Origin of the sequence: Amphritea balenae, from assembly GCF_003858655.1 — a bacterium.
GTDB lineage: Bacteria > Pseudomonadota > Gammaproteobacteria > Pseudomonadales > Balneatricaceae > Amphritea > Amphritea balenae.
The window spans coordinates 317,256-338,809 of sequence record NZ_RQXV01000001.1 but is presented as its reverse complement, the minus strand read 5'-3'; the positions used below and the strand labels follow the sequence as shown (position 1 = coordinate 338,809).

At 46.1% G+C, this 21,554-nt stretch carries 20 protein-coding genes; 15 read left to right on the top strand and 5 right to left on the bottom strand.

All coding sequences use genetic code 11. The features are described 5' to 3' along the window. Nucleotides 1-218: 218 nt before the first annotated feature. On the bottom strand, nt 219-1,082 hold the full coding sequence (locus EHS89_RS01660; protein WP_124924366.1) for a response regulator transcription factor: 864 nt from the start codon (nt 1,080-1,082) through the stop codon (nt 219-221). A 220-nt stretch (nt 1,083-1,302) separates the two neighbouring features. After that, entirely contained in the window at nt 1,303-1,515 is a 213-nt protein-coding gene (locus tag EHS89_RS01655) for a hypothetical protein (RefSeq protein ID WP_124924365.1), read from the bottom strand. Nucleotides 1,516-1,818: 303 nt separating this feature from the next. Between EHS89_RS01655 and capB the strand changes: the two genes are divergently transcribed. The 3 genes from capB to EHS89_RS01640 all read left to right on the top strand — a co-directional run bounded on the left by capB (nt 1,819) and on the right by EHS89_RS01640 (nt 6,976). Continuing rightward, nucleotides 1,819-3,558, top strand: coding sequence for a caprolactamase subunit beta (gene capB / locus EHS89_RS01650; RefSeq protein ID WP_124924364.1), 1,740 nt, complete (start codon nt 1,819-1,821; stop codon nt 3,556-3,558). Nucleotides 3,559-3,595: 37 nt separating this feature from the next. Further along, on the top strand, nt 3,596-5,677 hold the full coding sequence (gene capA, locus EHS89_RS01645; protein WP_124924363.1) for a caprolactamase subunit alpha: 2,082 nt from the start codon (nt 3,596-3,598) through the stop codon (nt 5,675-5,677). 360 nt (nt 5,678-6,037) lie between these two features. Continuing rightward, complete coding sequence (locus EHS89_RS01640) at nt 6,038-6,976, top strand: AraC-like ligand-binding domain-containing protein (RefSeq protein ID WP_124924362.1); 939 nt, start codon at nt 6,038-6,040, stop codon at nt 6,974-6,976. Nucleotides 6,977-7,113: 137 nt separating this feature from the next. On the opposite strand, the gene EHS89_RS01635 is transcribed toward EHS89_RS01640, so the two are convergent. After that, nucleotides 7,114-7,512, bottom strand: a complete 399-nt coding sequence (locus EHS89_RS01635; protein WP_124924361.1) for a nuclear transport factor 2 family protein — start codon at nt 7,510-7,512, stop codon at nt 7,114-7,116. A gap of 154 nt (nt 7,513-7,666) precedes the next feature. Then, nucleotides 7,667-8,209, bottom strand: a complete 543-nt coding sequence (locus EHS89_RS01630) for an NAD(P)H-dependent oxidoreductase (RefSeq protein ID WP_124924360.1) — start codon at nt 8,207-8,209, stop codon at nt 7,667-7,669. Between the two features lie 150 nt (nt 8,210-8,359). Here EHS89_RS01630 and EHS89_RS01625 point away from each other — a divergent pair, with 150 nt between their 5' ends. Next, a complete protein-coding gene (locus tag EHS89_RS01625) occupies nt 8,360-9,277 on the top strand; it encodes a LysR family transcriptional regulator (protein WP_124924359.1) in 918 nt (305 codons plus the stop codon). Nucleotides 9,278-9,396: 119 nt separating this feature from the next. On the opposite strand, the gene EHS89_RS01620 is transcribed toward EHS89_RS01625, so the two are convergent. Then, nucleotides 9,397-9,735 carry a carboxymuconolactone decarboxylase family protein gene (locus EHS89_RS01620; RefSeq protein WP_124924358.1) on the bottom strand — a complete coding sequence of 113 codons (339 nt, stop codon included), beginning with the start codon at nt 9,733-9,735 and terminating at the stop codon, nt 9,397-9,399. A gap of 610 nt (nt 9,736-10,345) precedes the next feature. Between EHS89_RS01620 and EHS89_RS01615 the strand changes: the two genes are divergently transcribed. The 11 genes from EHS89_RS01615 (at nt 10,346) to EHS89_RS01565 (ending at nt 21,404) form a co-directional block, all read left to right on the top strand. Continuing rightward, nucleotides 10,346-10,768 carry a hypothetical protein gene (locus EHS89_RS01615; protein ID WP_124924357.1) on the top strand — a complete coding sequence of 141 codons (423 nt, stop codon included), beginning with the start codon at nt 10,346-10,348 and terminating at the stop codon, nt 10,766-10,768. Between the two features lie 232 nt (nt 10,769-11,000). After that, nucleotides 11,001-11,264: a thioredoxin domain-containing protein gene (locus EHS89_RS21190; protein WP_124924356.1), complete on the top strand. Its 264-nt coding sequence runs from the start codon at nt 11,001-11,003 to the stop codon at nt 11,262-11,264. Between the two features lie 51 nt (nt 11,265-11,315). Continuing rightward, complete coding sequence (locus EHS89_RS01605) at nt 11,316-12,524, top strand: DUF4268 domain-containing protein (RefSeq protein ID WP_124924355.1); 1,209 nt, start codon at nt 11,316-11,318, stop codon at nt 12,522-12,524. A 28-nt stretch (nt 12,525-12,552) separates the two neighbouring features. Then, the gene (locus tag EHS89_RS21185; protein WP_211340269.1) at nt 12,553-13,476 is read left to right on the top strand and encodes an HNH endonuclease; all 924 of its coding nucleotides are present in this window, start codon (nt 12,553-12,555) and stop codon (nt 13,474-13,476) included. Between the two features lie 114 nt (nt 13,477-13,590). Further along, nucleotides 13,591-14,214, top strand: coding sequence for a DUF2796 domain-containing protein (locus EHS89_RS01595; RefSeq protein ID WP_124924354.1), 624 nt, complete (start codon nt 13,591-13,593; stop codon nt 14,212-14,214). 78 nt (nt 14,215-14,292) lie between these two features. Continuing rightward, nucleotides 14,293-15,006: an ABC transporter ATP-binding protein gene (locus tag EHS89_RS01590; RefSeq protein ID WP_124924353.1), complete on the top strand. Its 714-nt coding sequence runs from the start codon at nt 14,293-14,295 to the stop codon at nt 15,004-15,006. Further along, entirely contained in the window at nt 15,003-16,262 is a 1,260-nt protein-coding gene (locus EHS89_RS01585) for an ABC transporter permease (protein WP_124924352.1), read from the top strand. Before EHS89_RS01590 ends, EHS89_RS01585 begins: the two co-directional genes overlap by 4 nt. Before the next feature lie 4 nt (nt 16,263-16,266). Next, nucleotides 16,267-16,848 carry a DUF3299 domain-containing protein gene (locus EHS89_RS01580; RefSeq protein WP_229753506.1) on the top strand — a complete coding sequence of 194 codons (582 nt, stop codon included), beginning with the start codon at nt 16,267-16,269 and terminating at the stop codon, nt 16,846-16,848. Nucleotides 16,849-17,089: 241 nt separating this feature from the next. Continuing rightward, complete coding sequence (locus EHS89_RS01575; protein WP_124924351.1) at nt 17,090-17,422, top strand: YnfA family protein; 333 nt, start codon at nt 17,090-17,092, stop codon at nt 17,420-17,422. A gap of 322 nt (nt 17,423-17,744) precedes the next feature. After that, nucleotides 17,745-20,633: a TrlF family AAA-like ATPase gene (locus EHS89_RS01570; protein ID WP_124924350.1), complete on the top strand. Its 2,889-nt coding sequence runs from the start codon at nt 17,745-17,747 to the stop codon at nt 20,631-20,633. A 441-nt stretch (nt 20,634-21,074) separates the two neighbouring features. Next, nucleotides 21,075-21,404: a hypothetical protein gene (locus EHS89_RS01565; RefSeq protein ID WP_124924349.1), complete on the top strand. Its 330-nt coding sequence runs from the start codon at nt 21,075-21,077 to the stop codon at nt 21,402-21,404. Nucleotides 21,405-21,554: the final 150 nt, after the last annotated feature.

The following is a 21,554-nucleotide window of genomic DNA, read 5'->3' as shown; positions in this document are numbered from 1 at the left end:
AGTAATTGCATGCATCTTAACCCTCAGGTGCCACCGTTACGCCAGTAGTCTGTCTGGTTTGATACTGGTTGGTTGCATGAAATAGTAGCGTAAAATTAAATCAGGTGAGTGGTTTAAAAAGGGAGCGGGTAAAGTTTCATCAAACTGTCATACTTCAGGCTCATAGAAAAAAACCGGCTCAGGGCCGGTTTCTTAACTATTGAATTGTTATTTCCTGATTAATCTTGCTGCGAAGGTGGCTTCAGATAATTAGTCAGCGGGTCAGGTGGTGAGTCAGGTGTGACCATACGCAATGAGTCGATAAACAGATGGAACATCTCTGCCTGGGAGTTGATATCCAGTTTGGAATAGATGTTCTTACGGTGATGCTTAATGGTTTCCGGACTGATCTCAAGCTTCTGGGCGATATACTTAACCGCATAGCCTCGCAACACTAGTTGTAGGATCTGGGTTTCCCGTTGTGTCAGCACTGAGCTGCCGAAATTACTCAACGCGCACTCAAGATGTGAGTCGAGGAAGTTCTCTTTATTATCGGCCTTAGACGAGGTCCACCATTTCAACAAAATGGCGCGTACTGTCGAGTAGATCCGCGCGATCAGTTCTTGCTGAGCAATGGTAAACTTAGGCTTGTCTTTTTGACGGCTCACCGAGATCTGAATACTGGCATTTTCCGCAGGAATAATCAGACAAACTTCATCACCAAAGTTTACCAGGCGATAATAAACCCGGTAGAACTCGCTTTGTTTAAAGGCATCTGGCGCCACATCGGACAGGCAGTAAACCCCTTCAGCCGGGCCGTCGACCGCCAAACGGTAGAACGGGTCCAGCAGATAAGCACGTTCAAGGTACTGATCAATATGGATGCGGGGATCTTCACCTTTACGGCGTTTACGGAATGGGCAGAAAGGCTGAGACCCTTCCGGATAGACAATCAGACTACAGCCATCGGCGTCGACGATACGGCGCAGGGTATCCATCAGATTATCGACTGCGTCGTCATTGACGCCATCGGTAATAATTCCGGCAATAGCATCATGCCATTGCAGCAGGGGTTGTTTAGCAACTCGATGGAATTTGGACACTATAGTCAGAACCTTCTCTTATACCCAACTCAGGAAAGGCTAATTAAAGCCTGCTTTTGTGTTTCAGACAACCGAAAATTTAAATCAGGAAAAACTCTGTGTTTTTAACAGGATATAAATCAAAAGAAGGGTAACAATCTGACTGTTATGAGCGACTTAGCGCAGCTGTTTTACAGAGCGATCAGTGCGGCAATCCGTGGCGGGTTTCATAAGCCGGTCGTTACTGCTCGGATTTGAGTAATAAAACAACCCCGACCAACCCGACAGGCCCCAGCAGAAAGACTGAAAAGTTCGCTTCAGATATACCCTGAGAGTGGTCATCATAAAACTGGTCACCCTGATGATGGTAGTAATCATTAAGCCGTTTTGCAGCGTTGATACCGCAGACAATCCAGGTCGTTATAAAAATCACAAAGAGCGTTACCGGATCCATTGCTACACCTCCGCTGCGCAGAATTCAGAAAGTCTCACTTCAGTATAGTTGGCATTTACTACAACTCAGTATCGGGTTCAGCAAAAAGTCTGCCGCGTTGTTGTAGCTGTCGTTATAACTGTAGTTGTCACTGTTGTTTCTTTGTCCGGATGTGCGCTGTGGTACAAAAACTAAGTCCCGGCCTATCAATAAATTCACTGTCCCGCTTCGTAGACTGTTTGTTAACCCGTTTGACCCTGGCCTGCACAAGGTGCACCGGGCAGGGCGAACCCAATTAAGACAAAAACAATAAGGGGTGCAAATATGTCTACCAGTGTCGATCCAATCACACTTGCGGTTGTCCGCGGTGCGCTTGAAACAGCGCAGCGTGAGATGACGCTGACATTAGAAAAAACCGGTCGTTCCAGTGTCTTTAACCTGGCCCATGATTACAGTAATGCGTTATTTGATCATTTTCCCGAGATGATTTTGCAAGGGCAGGACATCCCGATCCATCTGGGCTCGCTTATTCCTGCGATGAAAGAAATTGCTGATTTTTTTGGCGATGATATTCACGAAGGCGATGTTATCTACCATAACGATCCAGCCTATAAAGGCAGTCATATTCTTGATTGCTGTATGTATAAACCGGTGTTTTATAAAGGCGAACTGGTGTTCTGGGCGGTCTGTAAAGGCCATCTGACCGACATCGGCGGCCCGGTTCCGGCCGGCTACAATCCGGATGCCACCGAGATCTATGCCGAAGGCCTGCGTATTCCACCGGTTAAGCTCTGGGATAAGGGTGAGCGTCGCGAGGATGTTATCAACCTGCTGCTGACCAATATGCGTGCCCGCCGAGATCAGGAAGGTGATCTTAATGCTCAGTTCGGTGCTTGTCGTGTCGGTGAGCGAAACCTGATTGCACTGTTAGATAAATATGGCGTAGCGCAGGTTCAGGCCTGTATCGCCGAGCTGAAAAATATGGCCGATCGTCAGATGCGTTCTCTGATTGATGCGGTACCCGATGGTGAATATTTCGGCTCTGCAGTACTTGAAGATTCAGGTCACGGTTTTGGCGATATGGAGATCACATCTAAAGTCACAATCAAAGGTGACCGGGTACATATTGAAGTCCAGAGCCCTCCGCAGATCCCTTATTTTATTAACTCCTATGAAGGCAACTCGATGTCAGGGGTCTATCTGGGCCTGATGATGTTTGCCCAGTTACCGCCTCCTTACAACGAAGGCTTGTATCGCTGTGTGACGGTCGACCTGGGTCAACCGGGCACCCTCTGTAATGCGCAGGAACCGGCGCCGCATGTGAACTGTACAACGACGCCGATGGAGACCCTTACCGATGCGGTACGTAAAGCGCTGGAAGATGCCGCACCCGAGCGGGTCACCGCATCCTGGGGTCATGCTAGTGGTGTCAATATCGCGGGTATCGATCCCCGTACCGGCGAGCAGTACGTGACGATGGTACTGGCCTCTATTATCTCAGGCGCCGGTGCGACTCAGGTGATGGATGGCTGGCATGCCTGTGGTCCACTGTGCTGTTTCGGTGCTTTGAGTTCCGGTGATACCGAGCTGTTGGAGTATTCCTACCCGATCATCATCCGACGTTATGGCCTGATTCAGGATAGCGGCGGCGCCGGGATGTACCGGGGTGGTTCTGGTACCGAATGGGAAGTAGAGCCGATCGATCATGAGATGACCGTCGTAGCCTTTGGTGAAGGGCGGAAGATACCAACCATGGGCGCTGCCGGCGCAGAAAACAAACTGCTGGAACCGAAGCTGGGCAAGCTGGTAGTGAAAGGCGAACAGGAACAGGTTCATAAGGCCAATACCATTCTCAGTATTAAACCGGGTGAACGGGTCGCGAACTTTAATCCAGGTGGCGGCGGCTATGGTGATCCGATGCAGCGTTCACCGGAAGCGGTGCTTAATGATTACCGCAATGGCCTGGTGTCTCTCGATGCAGCGGCACAGGAATACGGTGTCGTGATCAACTCTCAGTCGATCTCTGTTGATCAGGCTGCCACCTCAGCGCTGCGCCAGCAGTGAGCGAATAACAATAAGAACATGAACAGGAAATATTGAGATGCGTAATAAATATCGTCTGGGTATCGATGCCGGTGGTACTTTCACAGATTTTGTACTGGCAGAAAATAATGGTGAGCTGCGGGTTTTTAAAAGCCCCTCAACACCCCACGATGGCACTATCGCAATTAAAGCCGGACTGGCTCAAATGTCTGAAGCGGTAGGCCGTTCTATTGAGGAGATAGTGCAGGACTGTGATCTCTGTATTAACGGCACCACTGTCGCCCTGAATGCATTGATCGAAAAGAAGGGCGTAAAAGTTGGCCTGCTCTGTACCGCAGGCCACGAGGATAGCCTTGAGATTCGTTTGGGACATAAAGAGGAAGGTTACCGCTATGAAGCTGATTTTCCACCGGCCCATATGATCGTACCGCGCCATCTGCGCCGGGCGATTAACGAAAGGGTGATCGGCACCGGTGAGGTCGATATGCCACTGGATGAGCAGGAGATCCGCGATGCGGTTGCCTACTTTAAAGAGCAGCAAGTCGAAAGTGTAGCGATCTCATTCGTCTGGGCGGTACGTAATTCAGATCATGAAAAACGCGCCAAAGAGATCGTGCAGGAGATGATGCCGGGTGTATTTGTCTGCACCGGCAGCGAAGTCTACCCACAAGTACGTGAGTACACCCGTACTTCAACTACGGTGGTAAACGCGTACCTGAGTCCGGTAATGCGTCGTTATGTACAGAAGATCGATGACTACTTCAAATCACTGGGGGCGAAATACCCGGTACGTTACTTCCAGTCCAACGGTGGTCTGGCGGTCGGTGAAGCGATGCAGGGGCGGGCGGTTAACGCGATCAACTCCGGGCCGGCTTCCGCACCTCAGGCGGGTCTGTTTGTAGGTAAACCATTCGATATCGATAACGTGATCACGGTTGATATGGGTGGTACTTCATTTGATATTACCCTGACCAAAGATGGTCAGACCAACCTCAACAAGAATATCGATTTCCTGCGCTATCGTATCGGCGTACCGATGATTCAGGTAGAAACCCTGGGCGCCGGTGGTGGTTCTCTCTGTCAGGTAGACCAGTACGGCATGCTACAGGTCGGGCCGGAAAGTGCGGGCGCCACGCCGGGACCTGTCTGTTACGGCAAGGGCGGTACTGTGCCGGCGGTAACCGATGCCAATCTGGTACTGGGTTATCTGAATCCCGATGCGGTACTGGGTGGCACAATTAACCTGGACCGCGAAGCGGCGATTAAAGCGGTTAAAGAGCATGTGGCCGATCCTCTGGGTATCAGTGTTGAAAAAGCCGCTTACGGTATCAGTACCATTGTTAACCTGAACATGGTGAATGGTATCCGCCGGGTATCGATCGAACGGGGCTATGATCCACGGGATTTTGCTCTCCTGTGCGCCGGTGGTGCAGCGGGTATGCATATCACCGCACTCGCGGAGGAGATAGGCAGTACCACTGTACTGGTGCCTAAAGTGTCTTCAGTGTTCTGTGCCTTTGGTCAGATCATCTCTGATGTACGTTATAACTATCTGGCATCCGAACCGATGCGGTTGGATGGAGAAGCTAATCTGGATGTACTTAACGCTAAGTTTGAAGGGCTTGAATCCCAGGGGCGTGATCACCTGATCTCTGATGGTTTTAATCGAGATGAGATCAGCTACACCCGCAGTGTAGAGATGCGCTATGTGGGCCAGATCCACGAATGTAATGTGGAGATCCATCCGGGTAAGATCTGTCGGGAGAAGATGGCGACGATTCTGGATGATTTTCATAAGCGTCATGAAGAGCTCTATACCTACTCAGAACCACATAACCCGGTGGAACTGGTCAATATCGAATCGACAATGGTAGGTAACGTCGCTAAGCCAGAATTCCAGACACTAGAGTCAAAAGGAGGGACTGCTGAGGATGCACTGATCGGTTATCGTCCGGCGCTGTTTGATGCCGAAGGTCACTGGACGGATACCGCGGTTTACTCCGGTCCTAAGCTGGATGTCGGTATTCAGATCGAGGGGCCTGCGGTGGTAGAAGAACCGACCACCAACATTGTGGTGCGGCCGGGCTGGCAGTTGGTGTTAGAACCGAACCAGTGCTACAGGTTGACTAGATCTGAATAGCCGTCTGATCGTTCCAGAGCCGCGTTATAAATCAGCTCAAGATGCTCAGCGGCAGTTAGACTGCCACAACGTTCAAAGAACGGCCCGTAAGGGTGAGCAAAGCGAATATTTACAATAGTAAACTCCGCTCTTTTGCTGATTTAGGCCTTGCTCTGAAACGCTAATCCTAGCTATTCAAACCTAGTTATTGTTAGAAAATGGTTTAAATATCCTGATGGCAGGATCTTCAGTCAGGTCTGTGAGGGCCTGGCTGCTTTTTGGTAATAGGATCTAAACTGAATGATATTTGCCCAATAGCCTGATGTCGGTACAATCAGGTAACTGTATGAACTCGATAAAAATAAAGAGAGGCGTTCATATATGCATAACCGATACAGCACCCACCTGTTGCCACAGCGAGAGCGGCAGGATTATTGGAAAGGGGTGATCGATAACGCGTATTTTCCATTGGAACTGGATTTTCATAATCCGGATCAGTTCAATGGTCAGCTTAGCCAGTGGCAGATGGGGCAGTTAGACATTTCCCGGCTGGAAACTTCGGCTACCTGCTATAAGCGGGTTGCCCGTCAAATAGACGAATCAGAACCTTATTTCCTGATCAGCATTCCGGCGCAGGAACAAGTGCGCTTCTCCCAGGCTGATCGAACCGTGGTCTGTAATCCCGGCGCCTTTATTCTTGAACGCAGCGATCTGCCCTACGAATTCAGCTACAACAAAGATAATGCCCTGTGGGTGATCAGAGTACCGGTATCGCAACTGCGCTCACGTATTCGTGAACCCGAGCGATTCCTTTATATGGAGTTCGATAAACGCCGCGGTATGGGGAATGTGTTTTTTAGCTTTATGCGTAACATCGTACAGCAGTCCTCCTATACCGATGATGCTGCGCACGATGTACTTAGTAATCAGCTGATCGACCTGTTAGCCCATAGTATGGAAAACGACGACCGGGTGCTGATGAGCAATGAGGCCAATCTGCGTAGCGTCCACCTGCGTAATATCGAAACCTTTGTGCGTGAGAATATTCAGCGCTCCGAACTGTCACCCGACATGATCGCCTGCGCCTGCCAGATCTCTACCCGCTACCTGCATAAACTGTTCAAAGACTCCGATCAAACCGTCAGCCAGTGGATTAAAGAGCTGCGCCTGCAATCCGCCCTTAATGATATTCGCGCCGATACCGGACACACCACCTTAGCTGAAATAGCCTACCGCTGGGGCTTCAACGATCAGGCTCATTTTTGTCGCCTGTTTAAGGCCCGGTTTGGCTGCACACCAAAAGAGATGCGGGAAGCCTGAGAAGGGCGGGCCGCCCCGGTAGTACCTGTTACTCCGGTCATTACGCGCACAGGGTTCTGCTATCGACGGGAAAGGCCCCCCGATAGCATTAACGTCGCCACATCACGGCACTGAATGACGCTTGTAAAAATCTCCAGTTACGAACGCATATTGAGTTTGTGGACTTTCAGGCGCCAGCCTGCAGGGGTTTTAACTAAGGTTTCATCATAGCGACCAATCACAAAATGTTTGATCTCACCTTCGAAGTCCTGGATGGCCTGGCTGATGCAACTCAATTTCGCCTCGGTCCCATCGCCATCGATAACAAAATTACTTTGGACGTGAGTGAGGTTAGGCGGGAAGCTGTCTGAATTGTCCTTAATCCAGTTGATGATATTGTCCAGGCCTTTCACATCAACCTGAAATGATTCGATAACAAATCGTGCGTCGTCGACAAATAGTTCACGCATTGCGTCCGGCCCTTGAACATCAACAGCAAGGGCGAAACGGCCCATAAGGTCTTGTATTTCCAGTTTATCTTCAGTTGTTAGTGGCATGATTTTATACTCTGTTTAAGTGAGATTATTAAAAGGTGAATAGTTAATTGTGATGGTTAGCGGCCTTTCTCGGTGCTCACATCTATTGCGCATCGCAGTGCAAAGGACATTTCATTATGTGCCGCTTTTTAAGCTGTTTTGCTCGTCTGTAACGCTAGAGTGCTACAGGCAATTCTGGGGTGGTTACATGCGAAATCACTGATGTGATGCTGTCTTCAATCAGTGCTTGGTCGCTTCCCATTGCGCTATGCAGTACAAATGGAGACAGATATGTCATACCGACCATGTTTGCTGTTTGCTGAAAGGGTGCCAGAAATTCGGACATGGAAAAGCTGTTGTAGGAATCGGCAGCATAGCTTTCGGCCGGGCCTCCGGTAGAGATGGCAAGCATAAGCTCCTTTCCTCGCAGCTTATTGCCTCCAGGGCCATAGGCAAACCCTGGCAGTAATACCTGATCGAGCCAGGCCTTGAGAACAGGCGGTGATGAGTACCAGTAGAATGGGAACTGCAGCACCACACGGTCAGCTTTTTGAAGAAGTGCTTGCTCGATTGTCGGGTCAAACTGCATAGCAGGCCCACCAATGGCGGTCAGGTCTCTGGTGGTAATGCCGGTTACATTCGACAATGCCTTAAACCATCTTTGATTGATTGATGAGGAAGAAAGATCAGGATGAGCTGTCAAAACAAGGGTGTTCATTGGTTGCCTCTGTAGCTGTACTCCAGTGGTGCTGATAGCTTCTCTGCCGCGGGCTGGAGTGTTGTGTTTACAAGTTGCCCTAATATAGCTACCCTCCACTTATGCAACAATTCCCTCTTTATCTAACTCAATGGTGCAGGAGATTCACCAATGCGATTGCCTCTTTCGACCCTTGAAGTGTTTGATGCGATTGTTCGGGAGGGGAGTATGCGTGCTGCTGCACAAGCGCTCGGGATCAAACGGTCGACGGTGAGCCATCAACTGAAAAGCCTTGAGGATCAATTGGGAGCAGTATTGTTTGTTCGAACCACCCGCTCGATCAGTCTGACTGAAGCTGGGCGTGTATTAGCGCGCGCTTCAGGACCAGCATTTGAGCAACTGGCTGACGGTTTGGAAAGCACACGTACCGAGGGGCATGCGGCACGGGGTACGCTGAAACTCGCTATTCCTGAGCTTGCATATCACTTGTTGCTCAGCAAGCATCTGGTAGCATTTCAAAAGCTATATCCCGAGATAGAGATTGAGCTTTTTCTCACCGATGCCTTGTCGGATATCCTTAAAGAGGGCTTGCATGCCGGGTTTCGACTTGGCGGGCTGATTGCACAGGACATGGTTGCTATTAATCTGACCGATCCCATGACATCCGCTGTGGTAGCGAGTCCGGACTACCTGGAAAAGCATGGTATCCCAGAGCATCCAATGGAACTGTTGACGCATAATTGTCTGCGTTATCGCTTCCAAAGCTCCGGCCAGTTAGCGCCATGGACATTTTCCAGTGCAGAAGGTGACTATCCGGTTGTAGCGAACGGTAGTCTGATCTCAAACTCCATGCCGGTAACACTTGAAATGGCAACGCAAGGGTTGGGAATTACTTACACTTTCCGTGATTATTGCGCCGATCATTTAGACTCTGGACAGCTCAAAGAGATATTGACTGAGCATCGGGTAACTATGCCCGGCGTTAACATCTATTTCCCCCAGGAATACCGCTCAATGGCACCCCTGCGTCTTTTTATACAACACCTGAAAGGTAGCGTCATTGTCCCGGAAGATGGGCATGACCGGTGAGCACGCTCACCTGGCTAGAACGCTGAGCAAGCTCAGCTGCCAGACACTGCTGCGTCGATTGCTAGAAAAGGCGTATAAGCAAATAGTGCCAATGTAGGCATATTTCTTATTCTTTTTTCCTACTCTGAATGCTCTTCCATCCAGCTTAAGGCTGCCATCACTGCAGGCAGGCCAATGGTGCTGGTCAGCAGAATAATTGCATGCTGCAACTCTTCCATAGATGCCCCGGCTTGTCGGGCACGTCTCATGTGACTATGTACCGCCCCTTCAGAACGGATACCGGCTGCCGCAGCCAGTTGAATCAATTGCGCGGTTTTATCATCTAATGGCCCGGCATCACTGACGGTGATACCTAACTGCTCGACCGCTGCAGCAAAGTCGGGATGACTGGTCATAATGCGGTTAAAGGTTCGGGGTAACTGAGCTTCGGGTGGGACTAACAAGGCTTCTCTGGACATCAGAATGCCCTCCTGAAATGTTAAGGGTTAACTTCAGGTTAGCAGGAATCGGCTTTACGGCCAGATCGGTGAGTCAGCTCACCTGGCTAGAAGAAGCTTTAAAACCGACCGTCGCTTCGCGGCTTGTCCGAACATCACTGCGTGATTTGTCCGTTGCCCGACATGACTTCGTCATTTGTCCGAAACAGCTTTTAGGGCAGACCGCAAAGCTTCGCTTTGCTTGCTAGAACGTCACTACGTGACTCGCTAGTGGTTAGACGCGACTGTGTTGCTTGCTAGAAAAAGAAAAGTGCTTTGACTCGATGGGATTATCTATCATTTCTAATTTTGAAATAAATCGGAGGGTTCAATATATCAATAAGTTAGGGGGTGTGTTTACAAATTTATAAAACCGCTATTTCTAAGTTCTTCGTAAATTGTCATGGATTTCTAAGCTTGACTTAAATTATCTTAAAATCAATGAGTTAAAGGCTGTAATTTAATAGTAAACAATATAATTAAGTTATGTTGAAAACCATAAGCTCTGTCAACAACATGCTTTTCTTTGAATCACTACTTTCACTTTCCACTACACTTCTTCGGTGTTGAGGCAACAAGTAAGGTATAGATCATGGACCTTCGTGAGCAATTGGTTTGCATCGCTCTGGATTGGCAAAAAAAGTTTGGTGTTTCCCCAGCTATAACATCAACAATATCTGAATATGATGCCGCTTTGATAGTAGGAATGTCAGAACAAGAGTATTCCGAATACATGCAAGAGAGGACAGCAGTCTCAAGAGGACATGATTTCGAATTTAACGGTGTTCGTTATCAAATAAAGGCTCACCGACCTAGCGGGAAACCGGGGAGTAAGATTACTAACGCAGGAAAAGCGAATAATTATGATTGGGATATTTTAATTTGGTTTCGTTACGATCAATTTTATGTTCCAGAAGAAGCATGGCTTTGGCAGCGAGAGGAGTACATCGACATGTTTGGTCAAAAGCCTAGGATTTCACCAGCTGATATGCGACTAGGCAAACAGCTTATTTAGCTTACTAGGTGCTGGAAAGACAAGAATAGCTCTACTAGAATTTTCTTATTACTTGGCACAAGGTGGCAGCATGACGGAGGGTGAGGAGTGGGCTTATTTGATCCTTAAGTTAAGCCTTCGCTTAGTAATTATTGTAACTGCCTTTGCATTAACCGTTGGGGCGCTTCCGTACATTATTTTTGCCGTTGTTATGTGGGACCTCGTGAAATCAAATAAGTAAGAGGATTTACTTATGTCTATTGAGAGCTTATTAGCTAATGCTATTCCACCTGATAAAACCCCACCAATGGCTCCATCCTCCACATATTACACATCGCCTAAAACATACGGCGTATATGAAATAAGCTCCAATTCATCAAGCAAACGGTATCGATATGGCAATCATCCCGTCCGACTGAACGAGTTGATTAAAGAATTTGGGAAGGCATCGTGCATCGCATTGTTCTATGAGCGAGAGCAGGCTGAACAATTGGCTCGACACTATAATGCCAAGTAGTTGAGAGAATAACCACCAAAGTCAATCCACCTGAATTAGGAAGATGAGGTTATGGTTAACAATCAATTTTCGACACCATTCATTGTTGATCCTGAGGGTAGAACAAAAGCTCTAAAAAGAGTCTCGTTTGCGAATGAGGAAGGAACCTTTAACTACAATGAGGAATGGTTACAGAATCTTCTATTTAACAATCCTTCTAGCCTGCCAATCCAAGAGATCGATACGGGCTATCAAGATTTAATTCCAATCTGCACAGAGCTTAATACACCTGCTGGACCAATCGACATCCTCTATGTAACGCCCCAAGGAAAGCTAGTGTTGTTAGAAGCAAAATTGTGGCGTAACCCAGAAGCCCGCAGAAAAGTGATTGGTCAAATCTTAGATTACGCCAAGGAACTGAATAGATGGGATTATGAGGAGCTACAAAAGCAGGTCTCAAGGCGTATTTTCAAATCGGGAAATGCTTTATATGAAAGCGTCAAAAATAGATTCCCCGACATTGATGAAGCGGATTTTGTTGATGAAGTCTCTCGTAGCCTAAGAACAGGCAGGTTTATGCTTCTTATCGTAGGCGATGGTATAAGAGAAGGTGCAGGGGCCATCGCTGAGTTTTTAGATAATGTGGGGTACCTTCAATTCAGTTTAGGACTCGTTGAAGTCGGTATATATGAAACTCCTCAGAAAAACATTCTTGTTCAGCCAAGAGTTTTAGCAAAAACCATCATCATCAACCGTACCGTTGTCGAACTTGCTAGCCCCGCTATTAAAATTCAACAGAATAAAAGTTTTGATAATGGTGATGGTGCTACTGATTCCTTCTACAAAGACTTCTGGACTGAATTTGTGAGCAATCTTGAGCTGGATGATACTGCTCAAAGGATCCCCCCTCCACCGAGAGGAAAAGGTCTATGGTTCCAGCTGCCTCCTCGGGGTACTGACAACGCATGGATCAATGTTTACTTCGCAGAAAAAAACAATCGTGTAGGCCTTTATTTCCGACTAGCTAATAACGAGATTGGTGAGCTTGCCTACCAGTACTTAGAGAAGGAAAAAGAGACGATTCTTGATGAACTCCCAAAGGGAGCTGAGTGGGGGGAAGTCCGAGGGTATCATACTGTAGGGGTATTTCTTCACGTAGGAGATGTTCGAAGTGATGAAAACCGAGAAGTGATTAAGGGCTTCTTTAAAATGAATTTAAACGCTTTTGTGAATACCTTTAGAGCACGAATGGAAACCATTGTGAATGAGCTAAGTGAATAAACCTTATTAAAGAATAGAGCTTGTATTAATGGATGATAATCAGCTAATACGTACACTAAATAGCGTAGGAAAAAGCTCCTTTGTGCGTTATTTAAAATTATGTGAAGACGAATCGCTAAGCAATACTGAAATTGCAGATCAAATAGAAGAAGAGAGTGGCTACACTCGTAACTCTTGTCTATCTCGTACATCTCATCTGCGCTCAATTCTAAGGGCTGGTCTTAGAAATAAAGCGCTAGAAATCATCATAGAGTCCAGTGTTCGTGAGCGAATTAAGCGCCTTGCTAAAGCACTGCTGAACGAATCAGAAAATGATGAAGTTTTTTTTCTGCCTCATGAGCAGTTCGAGATGAGCGCCTCTGAAAAGGATAAGTACCTAGCAGCATTTCAAATGCCTACAGTCATAAACATCACTACCCGTACATCGAGTATTACTAACGCCTTTATAAACTCGATAATACCTGTCATCACACCATCTATAAATGATATTCGTGAAGCACTAGCTATATTGGCCCTTGAGCCGGAATCGCTTCTCTGTGCATATTGTGGAGACCCATCAACAGAGTGGGATCACTTGCGCGCCATAGTGAAAGATAAGCGACCTACAGGCTATATTTCTGAGATTCGTAATCTTGTCCCAGCTTGTGGCAAGTGTAATCAATCCAAAGGGAATAAAGAATGGTCAATATGGATTGTGGGTGATGCTCCACAAGCGCCTAAACAACGTGGAATTCAAGACCTTGAAGCGCGGATGCAAAGGTTACATAAATACGAAGAGTGGGGTGATGTAAAGCCACTAAACCTTGAAGAGTTGATAGGAGAGGATCTATGGGAGCAGCATTGGAAACATTGGGATACTATCCTGAGGCACATGAATGAAGCACAGTCTACAGCGGTAGAAGTACGTCAACGTGTATTAGATCGCTTATCTTCCAAAAGCACTGATGATTAGTTTTTTATTTGAACTTAATTTGATGAATATAACGGCCTGTTCTGTGATTATTGGTTGAAAGGCTAATATGTATTTTGTTATAACATAACATTTACAGCCTGATTGGAGTTTAGGGTGACACAGAACGTTATAAGAATCGCAGCCGCAACCGCTATATCGTTGGGAGTGTCTTCATCGGTAATGGCATTTGAACGTCAGCATGACAGCCATGAACATGGTGCTGCGACTTTATTGTTAGCGGTTGAAGGTAATGAACTACAACTGCGTATTGAGAGCCCGGCGGCTAATTTTCTGGGTTTTGAACATGCCCCTGAAACCGCTGAACAGCATCAGCAGCTGGAGCAGACAGTCGCTTTGTTACGCGACAGTAAATCAGTCATCAGTTTGCCTGAAGCTGCAGATTGTCGTACAGAGATGACCGGGGTGCGTCATTCGCTGGAAGATGAAGAGCATGAAGATGATCACTCCCATGATGATGAGCACCAGCATGACGAACACAGCGATCATGATGAGAAAGGCCATGACGATCATGATACAGAGCATGCTGAAAAGGGCGGTCACAGTGATTTTACGATGGAATACCACTTTGAGTGTGCAAGCATTGAATCTTTGAGCAGTATCAGAGTCGAACTGTTCCGCCAGTTTCCACTGTTGAAAGATCTCGATGTGCAGTACATTACGCCAGCGGGGCAGGGAGCGGTGCAACTGACACCTGACAATGCTCAGCTAAGCTTCTAAATACTGGTTTAAGCCATGGTTTAAGCATTGGTTTAACGTAAAGGAAATCAGAGTGCAGAATATGAGAGCAGGTACGCGATGAGTCATCCGGTAATTGAGCTGGAACAGCTGTGTTTTGGCTGGAAGCCAAACCAGAACCTGCTACATATTGAAGCGTTTTCTGTCGCCGCAGGTGAGCGGGTCTTCCTGCGGGGTCCTTCCGGTAGCGGTAAGACCACACTACTGAACCTGATTACCGGTATCCATACCCCTGTTTCCGGTAAAGTGACCCTGACCGGCACCGATATAACCGGACGCAGTGGCGCCTGGCGTGATCGTTTTCGGGCTGACCATATCGGGCTGATCTTTCAGCAGTTCAATCTGCTGCCGTATCTTTCAGTGCTGGATAATGTGTTGTTACCTTGCCGCTTCTCAGGGGTGCGTCGGCAAAAAGCCTGCGAACGCTACGGCTCACCTGAAGCCGCAGCGCTGGCGCTGCTGTCTGAACTGGGAATCGATGGTTTGTTGCAACAACCGGTTACCGACCTGAGTATCGGTCAGCAACAGCGGGTGGCAGCTGCCCGGGCGTTGATCGGCAGTCCCGAAATCCTGATCGCCGATGAACCAACCTCTTCGCTGGACAGCGACACCCGCAGCGCCTTTATCGAATTGCTGATCAGTGAGTGCGATCAGAACAATACCGCGTTGCTGTTTGTCAGCCATGATAATCAGCTGGCATCGCATTTCTGTCGCATCGTTGCCCTGGACGAAATAAACAGTGCAGGGCAGGCAGTTGGGGAGAGCCAAGCATGAAACTTATTTTCTCCCTGGCACTGCACAGCCTGTTTAACCGTCGGGTCACAGCCCTGATGATCGTATTTTCCATTGCGGTCAGTGTGGCGTTATTGGTTGGCGTTGAGAAAGTCCGCACCGGGGCCAAGCACAGTTTCAGCAGTACCATTGCCGGTACTGATCTGATCGTAGGGGCGCGTTCCGGCTCGGTGCAACTACTGCTTTATTCAGTGTTCAGGATAGGTAGCGCCACCAACAATATCAGTTGGCAGAGCTACCAGGAGATTGCGTCACACCCTAAAGTAGCCTGGTCGATACCGATCTCACTGGGAGACTCACATCGGGGTTATCGGGTGCTAGGTACAACCACCGATTACTTCAAACATTACCGCTATGGCCGTAAACGTCCCTTGACCTTTGCACAAGGGCAGCAGTTTAACCGGCTACACGATGTTGTATTAGGTGCCGAAGTGGCCCGCACGCTGGGTTATAAAACCGGTGATAAGATTGTCATCGCCCATGGTATGGGCAGCACCAGCTTTACTAAACATGAGGATCAGCCGTTTACCGTCACCGGTGTTCTGGCCGCAACGGGCACCCCGGTAGATCGTAGCCTGCATGTTAGCCTGCAGGCGATCGAAGCGATCCATATTGACTGGAAGGCCGGTGCCTATATTCCCGGTTCAGGCGGTAAAACGCCATTGGATGAAAGGGAACTGCAGCCGCATCAGATTACCGCGTTTTTGTTAGGCCTGAAGTCTAAACTCTCTACATTCCAGTTACAGCGTTCGATCAGTAACTACCGCGGTGAGCCTTTGCAGGCAGTACTGCCCGGGGTGGCATTGCAGGAACTGTGGGGAATGTTGGGTATCGCAGAAAAGGCGTTGCTGATTATTTCCGGCTTTGTGGTGGTCTCAGGTCTGTTCGGTATGCTCACTGTACTGCTGACAGGCCTTAACGAACGCCGTCGGGAGCTGGCGATCCTGCGGTCGGTGGGCGCACGTCCGGCACAGATTTTATCGCTGCTGGTGTTGGAAACCTCGCTATTGACGTTATGCGGTATCTTGCTGGGTATGCTGCTGTTGTATGCCGGGCTGGGCGCGACTCTGCCGTTGTTAGAAGAGCAATATGGTCTGCAGCTGGCGCTCTCTTTTCCGACTACCGCTGAACTAAAACTGTTGGGTATAGTCTTTATTGCAGGTACCCTTGCCGGATTAATTCCCGGTTACCGGGCGTATCGCTACTCCCTTGCTGATGGTATGACTGTACGGATCTGATGTTATGAAATTTATGCGACAACTTTTTTTAAGCTTAGTTACCCGCTTCGCTGCTCCTGTAATGGCCGGCTTAATTCTGAGTTTTTCTCTGTTGTTACCGGTGCAGGCTGCCACTATTAATGGTCAGACGATTGATGAGAGTATCGACTGGGATAGTCTGATGCCGGCTAACTTCTCACCGGATACGCTGTTCGATAGCAGCCAGTTCGGTGAGCTGGACGACTACGATCCCATGGCAGAGATAAAGCTCAAGGTGATGATGGAAGCCCTGAGTTCAGCACCGGTGGTTGAGGAGATGGATGGCAAGATGGTCCGCATCCCCGGTTTTGTCGTGCCATTGGTAGAAGAGGGGATGAAAGTCACCGAATTCTTCCTGGTGCCGTATTTTGGTGCCTGTATCCATGTACCGCCACCACCGTCCAACCAGATGATCCACGTGACCTACGAACCGGGTACCAACGTGGAAAACCTCTACGACGCGATCTGGATCAGCGGTGAGCTGAAAATAGAAACCGTCGCCCATGAACTGGGCACCTCAGGCTATAAGCTGGAAGCCTATCAGATCGAGCCCTATACGGAAGAGTAGACTGATAAAATCGATCGCTGCTTTGATTGCCGCTTTGCGGCTTGTCCGATCATCACTGCGTGATTTGTCCGTTGTCCGACATAACTGCGTGATTTGTCCGTTGTCCGACATGACTTCGTCATTTGTCCGAAAGAGCTTGTTAAGAGCAAACCGCATCACTTTGCAGCTTGCTAGAAAAAGCGCATTTGAATCAGCCCGATGGGTATACTGTTAGGCATTCCGAATCTAAAAGACGCTACCTATGTTTGAACTTAAAACACTCGGCCTGTTTTTGATCACGGCGGTCGCCGAAATTGTGGGTTGTTACCTGCCTTATCTCTGGCTCAAGCAAGACAAAAGCATCTGGCTGCTTATTCCGGCAGCCATGAGCCTGGCACTGTTCGCATGGCTACTATCCCTGCACCCAACCGCGGCAGGGCGGGTGTATGCCGCCTATGGTGGTGTTTATATCTTTGTCGCAGTGTTGTGGCTCTGGGCGGTCGATGGTATCAGGCCGACTACATGGGATCTTGTCGGATCTTCGGTAGCGCTACTAGGTATGGCAATTATTATGTTTGCGCCGAGAGGTTCTTAGGAGCGAGCAGACCGCATCGCTTTGCGACTTGCTAGAAAAATCGTTCTTATACCGTGCCACAAAATGGGTATTCGGTTGATCTAAGTACTGGATACTAAACGCTTTCTATTGCACTATCGGTAACTTAACTGGGCAGGATGTCTCAGGCCGTGATGGTAAGGAAAGGGAATTTTATCTCTCCTGTTGTAACTTCACACTTTGTTTGTAGATATACGTTAATTTGACGCGTTATAACACGTCAATCTGACATGTATTTAGCTGTAATATGCAGTTCAATCATCAAAAGTTTAATTATATTTTCTATCTTCAAGGATAAAAAAGTATGCAGAGCAAAGGCTCAGAATGGAGACAATGGGATCTACATTTTCATACGCAGTCTTCATATGACTACGGAGATAAATCTGTAACGAATCAAGATATTATCGACGAATTGAAAAAGAATGATATCTCTGCTTTTGCTATTACAGATCATCATGTAATTGATATTGAAAGGTTTCGGGATTTATCAAAGTTAGGTGAAACTGAAGGAATAACAGTTTTACCAGGTATAGAATTTTTGTCAGATGCCAAAGGACAATCGCCGATTCACTTTATAGCAGTATTCTCTGAAAAAGCTGATATAGAATACATTTGGGGACAAATCCAACATAGAACAGCAATAAGTAAAGTTCGCGGTGAAGGCAAGGAACTAAACGAAGTATATTGTGATTTAGAAGATACGATTAAACTTATTAAAGATGATTTAGGCGGAATAGTTACAATACATGCTGGTAAAAAGAGTAACTCTCTTGAAAATATGACAAACTCTCTACCTCATAGTGTTGCTCAGAAAATGGACACTGCAAATCTCATAGATATTTTTGAATTAGGGAAAGAAAGTGACCAAGTAGATTATAGAAAACACGTTTTCCCTGCTTTAAATAAAAAAATACCAATGATTATTTGCTCAGATAATCACAATATCAAAAAATATACAAGAAAACAAAAGTTATGGATTAAAGGGGCTCCAACATTTGAAGGTTTAAAATATGCTCTTAATGAACCTGAAGGTCGTTTTTTTATTGGTGAAGAACCCGAGGTTATGAAGCGGGTAAGTGATAATCGGACCAAGTATATTAAGTCGCTAAATATAAGAAGAACAGGAAAGAAAGACTCTAGTTCAATTTGGTTTGAAAACTTAGAAATACCATTAAACAATGAACTTGTAACGGTAATAGGTCACAAAGGAAGTGGTAAGAGTGCATTGTCGGATATTCTAGCAATGTGTTCAGATGCTGAGCATTCTGATGACAATTTGTTTCTGCATAAACACAAATTTAAAAAGAAAGGACTTGCTGATAGATTTTCGGCATCAATTGAGTTTGAAAGTGGTAGAAAAACGGATGAAAGAGAGTTAATTCATAAAGTTGATGAAAGCCAAGAAAAACTTGTTAGATACTTGCCTCAAAGTTATTTTGAGAAGGTTTGTAATGAGATAGATAAAGTTGATGCATTTCGAACAGAGATTGAGAAGGTTGTATTTCAGTATGTACCTCCAGAAAAAAGAATGGGGAATGCTACATTTGAAGAGCTAATTTCTCTTAAGAAAGCATCTGCTGAAAAAGAGATTCATCACATACATGAGAGCATACTTGAACTTAATGATGAGATTATAGGGCTAGAGAATAAAACTGATCCAAATTATAAGAAAAGCCTTCTTAGTAAAATAAATATAAAAGAAGATGAACTTAGAGCTCACAATGAATCAAAACCTGATGTTATTGATGACCCTTCAAAGAATACTGAATCAGAAGATACTAAAAAGAAGAAGGCTGACCTTCAAGAACTTGAAACTTCTAAAAATAAAATTGAAGAAGAACTTGAAGTAATTCGAAATGAAATATTAGATAGAAATCATTTAATTGTTGAATCTGAAAAGTTAAATCGTGACTTGAAGAATAAATATAATGAATTGAAGTCTACCATTTCAGATGGCAAGCCTTTATCAGATAAATGTGGTTTTGATCTATCTAAAGCTATTCGCGTCGATTTTGATGAAAGTATAATTAACTCTCGTGTCCTTTCATTACAAGAGTCCAATGATAATGACAGTGAACTCCTCCAAGTTGATGATGAATGGTCTGTGAAAGACTATGAAAGCCTTTCATTAGCTTCCAAACTTGAAGCTCTAAAGGAAAAAATCAAGGGAATTCACTCAAAGTTTACTGGAGAGCAAAAAGCCTACCAAGAATCCTTGAAAGAACTATCTGAATGGAATCAAAGAAGGAAAGATATAGAAGGCAATTTAGATACTGTGGATAGCTTAATTTACCTGAAAAGTAAATTGCTCTATTTGAACACCCGGTTAAAAATTGATCTCGATGAAAAAAGAGAATTACGTATTACTAAATCAATTGAAATTTTTTCAAAAAAATCTGAAATTAAATCGTTTTACGATGAGATAAAAGAAGAGATTTCTAGAAAATTACAAGTGTCTGATGTATCTGGCTTAAGCATAGCTAGTTCCTTCTACTGCTCTAATGATTTTAGAACATCTATTTTGAGAAATATAAAACAAAATCGTGTGGGATCATTTTATGGTAGTGAAGATGGATCGGCACTATTACAGGAAGAACTGATTTCACAGACGGACTGGAACAATTCAGATTCCGTGAGTGAATTCTTGCACAAGATCATTGAGTATTTAGAGCTTGATCGGAGGCCCGGAGCTAAAGGTAGCGATATAACCTATATTGGTGATGTTACAAAGGATAGAAGAGAGCTATATAGTAATATTTACGGCCTAAATTTTATTGAACCATATTATGATTTGCAGCAAAAAGGTAAGAGTCTGGAACAGCTGTCTCCAGGGGAAAAAGGTGCTCTTTTGTTGGTGTTTTATTTGGTTCTTGATAAAGAAGATATCCCTTTAGTTATTGACCAGCCTGAAGATAATTTGGACAACAACAGTGTTGCAAAAGTACTCGTCCCTTATATAAAAGAGGCTAAGAAATTTAGGCAAATAATTATGGTTACACACAATCCAAATTTAGCTGTAGTTGCTGATTCAGAGCAGGTGATAAAAGTGAGTATTGATAAAGAGAATGGAAATGTGTTCAGCTTTATTTCTGGTGGTATCGAGAATTCAGTAATAAACGAACAGATAGTAGAGGTTTTAGAAGGTACTATACCGGCATTTACTTTGAGAAAGGATAAGTATCAGATAGTGTAAAGCATGGATAATTAGGAGCAGAGTAAGATTTTTTAAATTACTCACTCCTAAAGGTTTGATGTGGCACGGGCATCATCCCCCTTCTGTGCAGCCGAGCACTGCAGGTTAGCAGTGGATTAGTGCGAGGACTGTTTGAGCGTACGCAGTATGCGAGTCCCGCAGCACCCACTGGTAAGCGAAACGCGCAGGGGAGTTGGCGCAGCCAACCCAACAGCAGGGGCGGCTTTGGATTGTTAAGGCTTTTGGGCGCCCAAAAGCCTTAACTCGCCAAGGGCGAAACCGAATTCCCAATTCCTGTAAGAATAAATGGGTTCAGAGAAAGATTGTTTTGTACTTGAATGTTAAGCACCATAAATAAAGACCTGTAACTATGTTCCGGCCGCAAAACTCCACCGGACGAGCGAAAGCGACAACTGAGCAAAGCGTTAGGTAAAATCCAGAATGCGAAAGACTGATAAGAAAATAGAAAACGCACTTAGAATCGCTTTAACTGAGGCCTGTGATATGGCCCTGGAGAGCTATGAAGGGTTCATGTGGCTGACACACCTTGTAAACTATAAAAACTTTCCGGATTCACTTTCCATCGTCTGTGTTTTTGATACAAATGAACAGCTTTCAAGGGCTAATGTCGAAGCGTTGCGCGCAATAATTCAACAGAAACTGGCGTCTATCGATATAAGCCTTAAAGACATTCGTCAGCATGTCAGCTTTGATACTGAAGAGAACTGCGAAAGAGAAAATAACGGTAAGTGGCATGAGCGCTTAAAATAGTCGAATAAGTGGGGGCAGGTGAAGCATGTATTATGGCCCCTGAGATATTATACCTAAAGGTCGATTTGGCACGGATGAAACTCCCCTTCTGTGCAGCTGAGCATTGCAGGTTATCAATGGACCAGTGCGAGGACTGTTTGAGCGCGAAGC

Bases quoted from the DNA above. Each gene is read 5' to 3' on its own strand.
- EHS89_RS01655 (WP_124924365.1), bottom strand. From the start codon at position 1,515: ATGGATCCGGTAACGCTCTTTGTGATTTTTATAACGACCTGGATTGTC.
- capB (WP_124924364.1), top strand. From the start codon at position 1,819: ATGTCTACCAGTGTCGATCCAATCACACTTGCGGTTGTCCGCGGTGCG.
- capA (WP_124924363.1), top strand. From the start codon at position 3,596: ATGCGTAATAAATATCGTCTGGGTATCGATGCCGGTGGTACTTTCACA.
- EHS89_RS01640 (WP_124924362.1), top strand. From the start codon at position 6,038: ATGCATAACCGATACAGCACCCACCTGTTGCCACAGCGAGAGCGGCAG.
- EHS89_RS01635 (WP_124924361.1), bottom strand. From the start codon at position 7,512: ATGCCACTAACAACTGAAGATAAACTGGAAATACAAGACCTTATGGGC.
- EHS89_RS01630 (WP_124924360.1), bottom strand. From the start codon at position 8,209: ATGAACACCCTTGTTTTGACAGCTCATCCTGATCTTTCTTCCTCATCA.
- EHS89_RS01625 (WP_124924359.1), top strand. From the start codon at position 8,360: ATGCGATTGCCTCTTTCGACCCTTGAAGTGTTTGATGCGATTGTTCGG.
- EHS89_RS01620 (WP_124924358.1), bottom strand. From the start codon at position 9,735: ATGTCCAGAGAAGCCTTGTTAGTCCCACCCGAAGCTCAGTTACCCCGA.
- EHS89_RS01615 (WP_124924357.1), top strand. From the start codon at position 10,346: ATGGACCTTCGTGAGCAATTGGTTTGCATCGCTCTGGATTGGCAAAAA.
- EHS89_RS21190 (WP_124924356.1), top strand. From the start codon at position 11,001: ATGTCTATTGAGAGCTTATTAGCTAATGCTATTCCACCTGATAAAACC.
- EHS89_RS01605 (WP_124924355.1), top strand. From the start codon at position 11,316: ATGGTTAACAATCAATTTTCGACACCATTCATTGTTGATCCTGAGGGT.
- EHS89_RS21185 (WP_211340269.1), top strand. From the start codon at position 12,553: ATGGATGATAATCAGCTAATACGTACACTAAATAGCGTAGGAAAAAGC.
- EHS89_RS01590 (WP_124924353.1), top strand. From the start codon at position 14,293: ATGAGTCATCCGGTAATTGAGCTGGAACAGCTGTGTTTTGGCTGGAAG.
- EHS89_RS01585 (WP_124924352.1), top strand. From the start codon at position 15,003: ATGAAACTTATTTTCTCCCTGGCACTGCACAGCCTGTTTAACCGTCGG.
- EHS89_RS01580 (WP_229753506.1), top strand. From the start codon at position 16,267: ATGAAATTTATGCGACAACTTTTTTTAAGCTTAGTTACCCGCTTCGCT.
- EHS89_RS01575 (WP_124924351.1), top strand. From the start codon at position 17,090: ATGTTTGAACTTAAAACACTCGGCCTGTTTTTGATCACGGCGGTCGCC.
- EHS89_RS01570 (WP_124924350.1), top strand. From the start codon at position 17,745: ATGCAGAGCAAAGGCTCAGAATGGAGACAATGGGATCTACATTTTCAT.
- EHS89_RS01565 (WP_124924349.1), top strand. From the start codon at position 21,075: ATGCGAAAGACTGATAAGAAAATAGAAAACGCACTTAGAATCGCTTTA.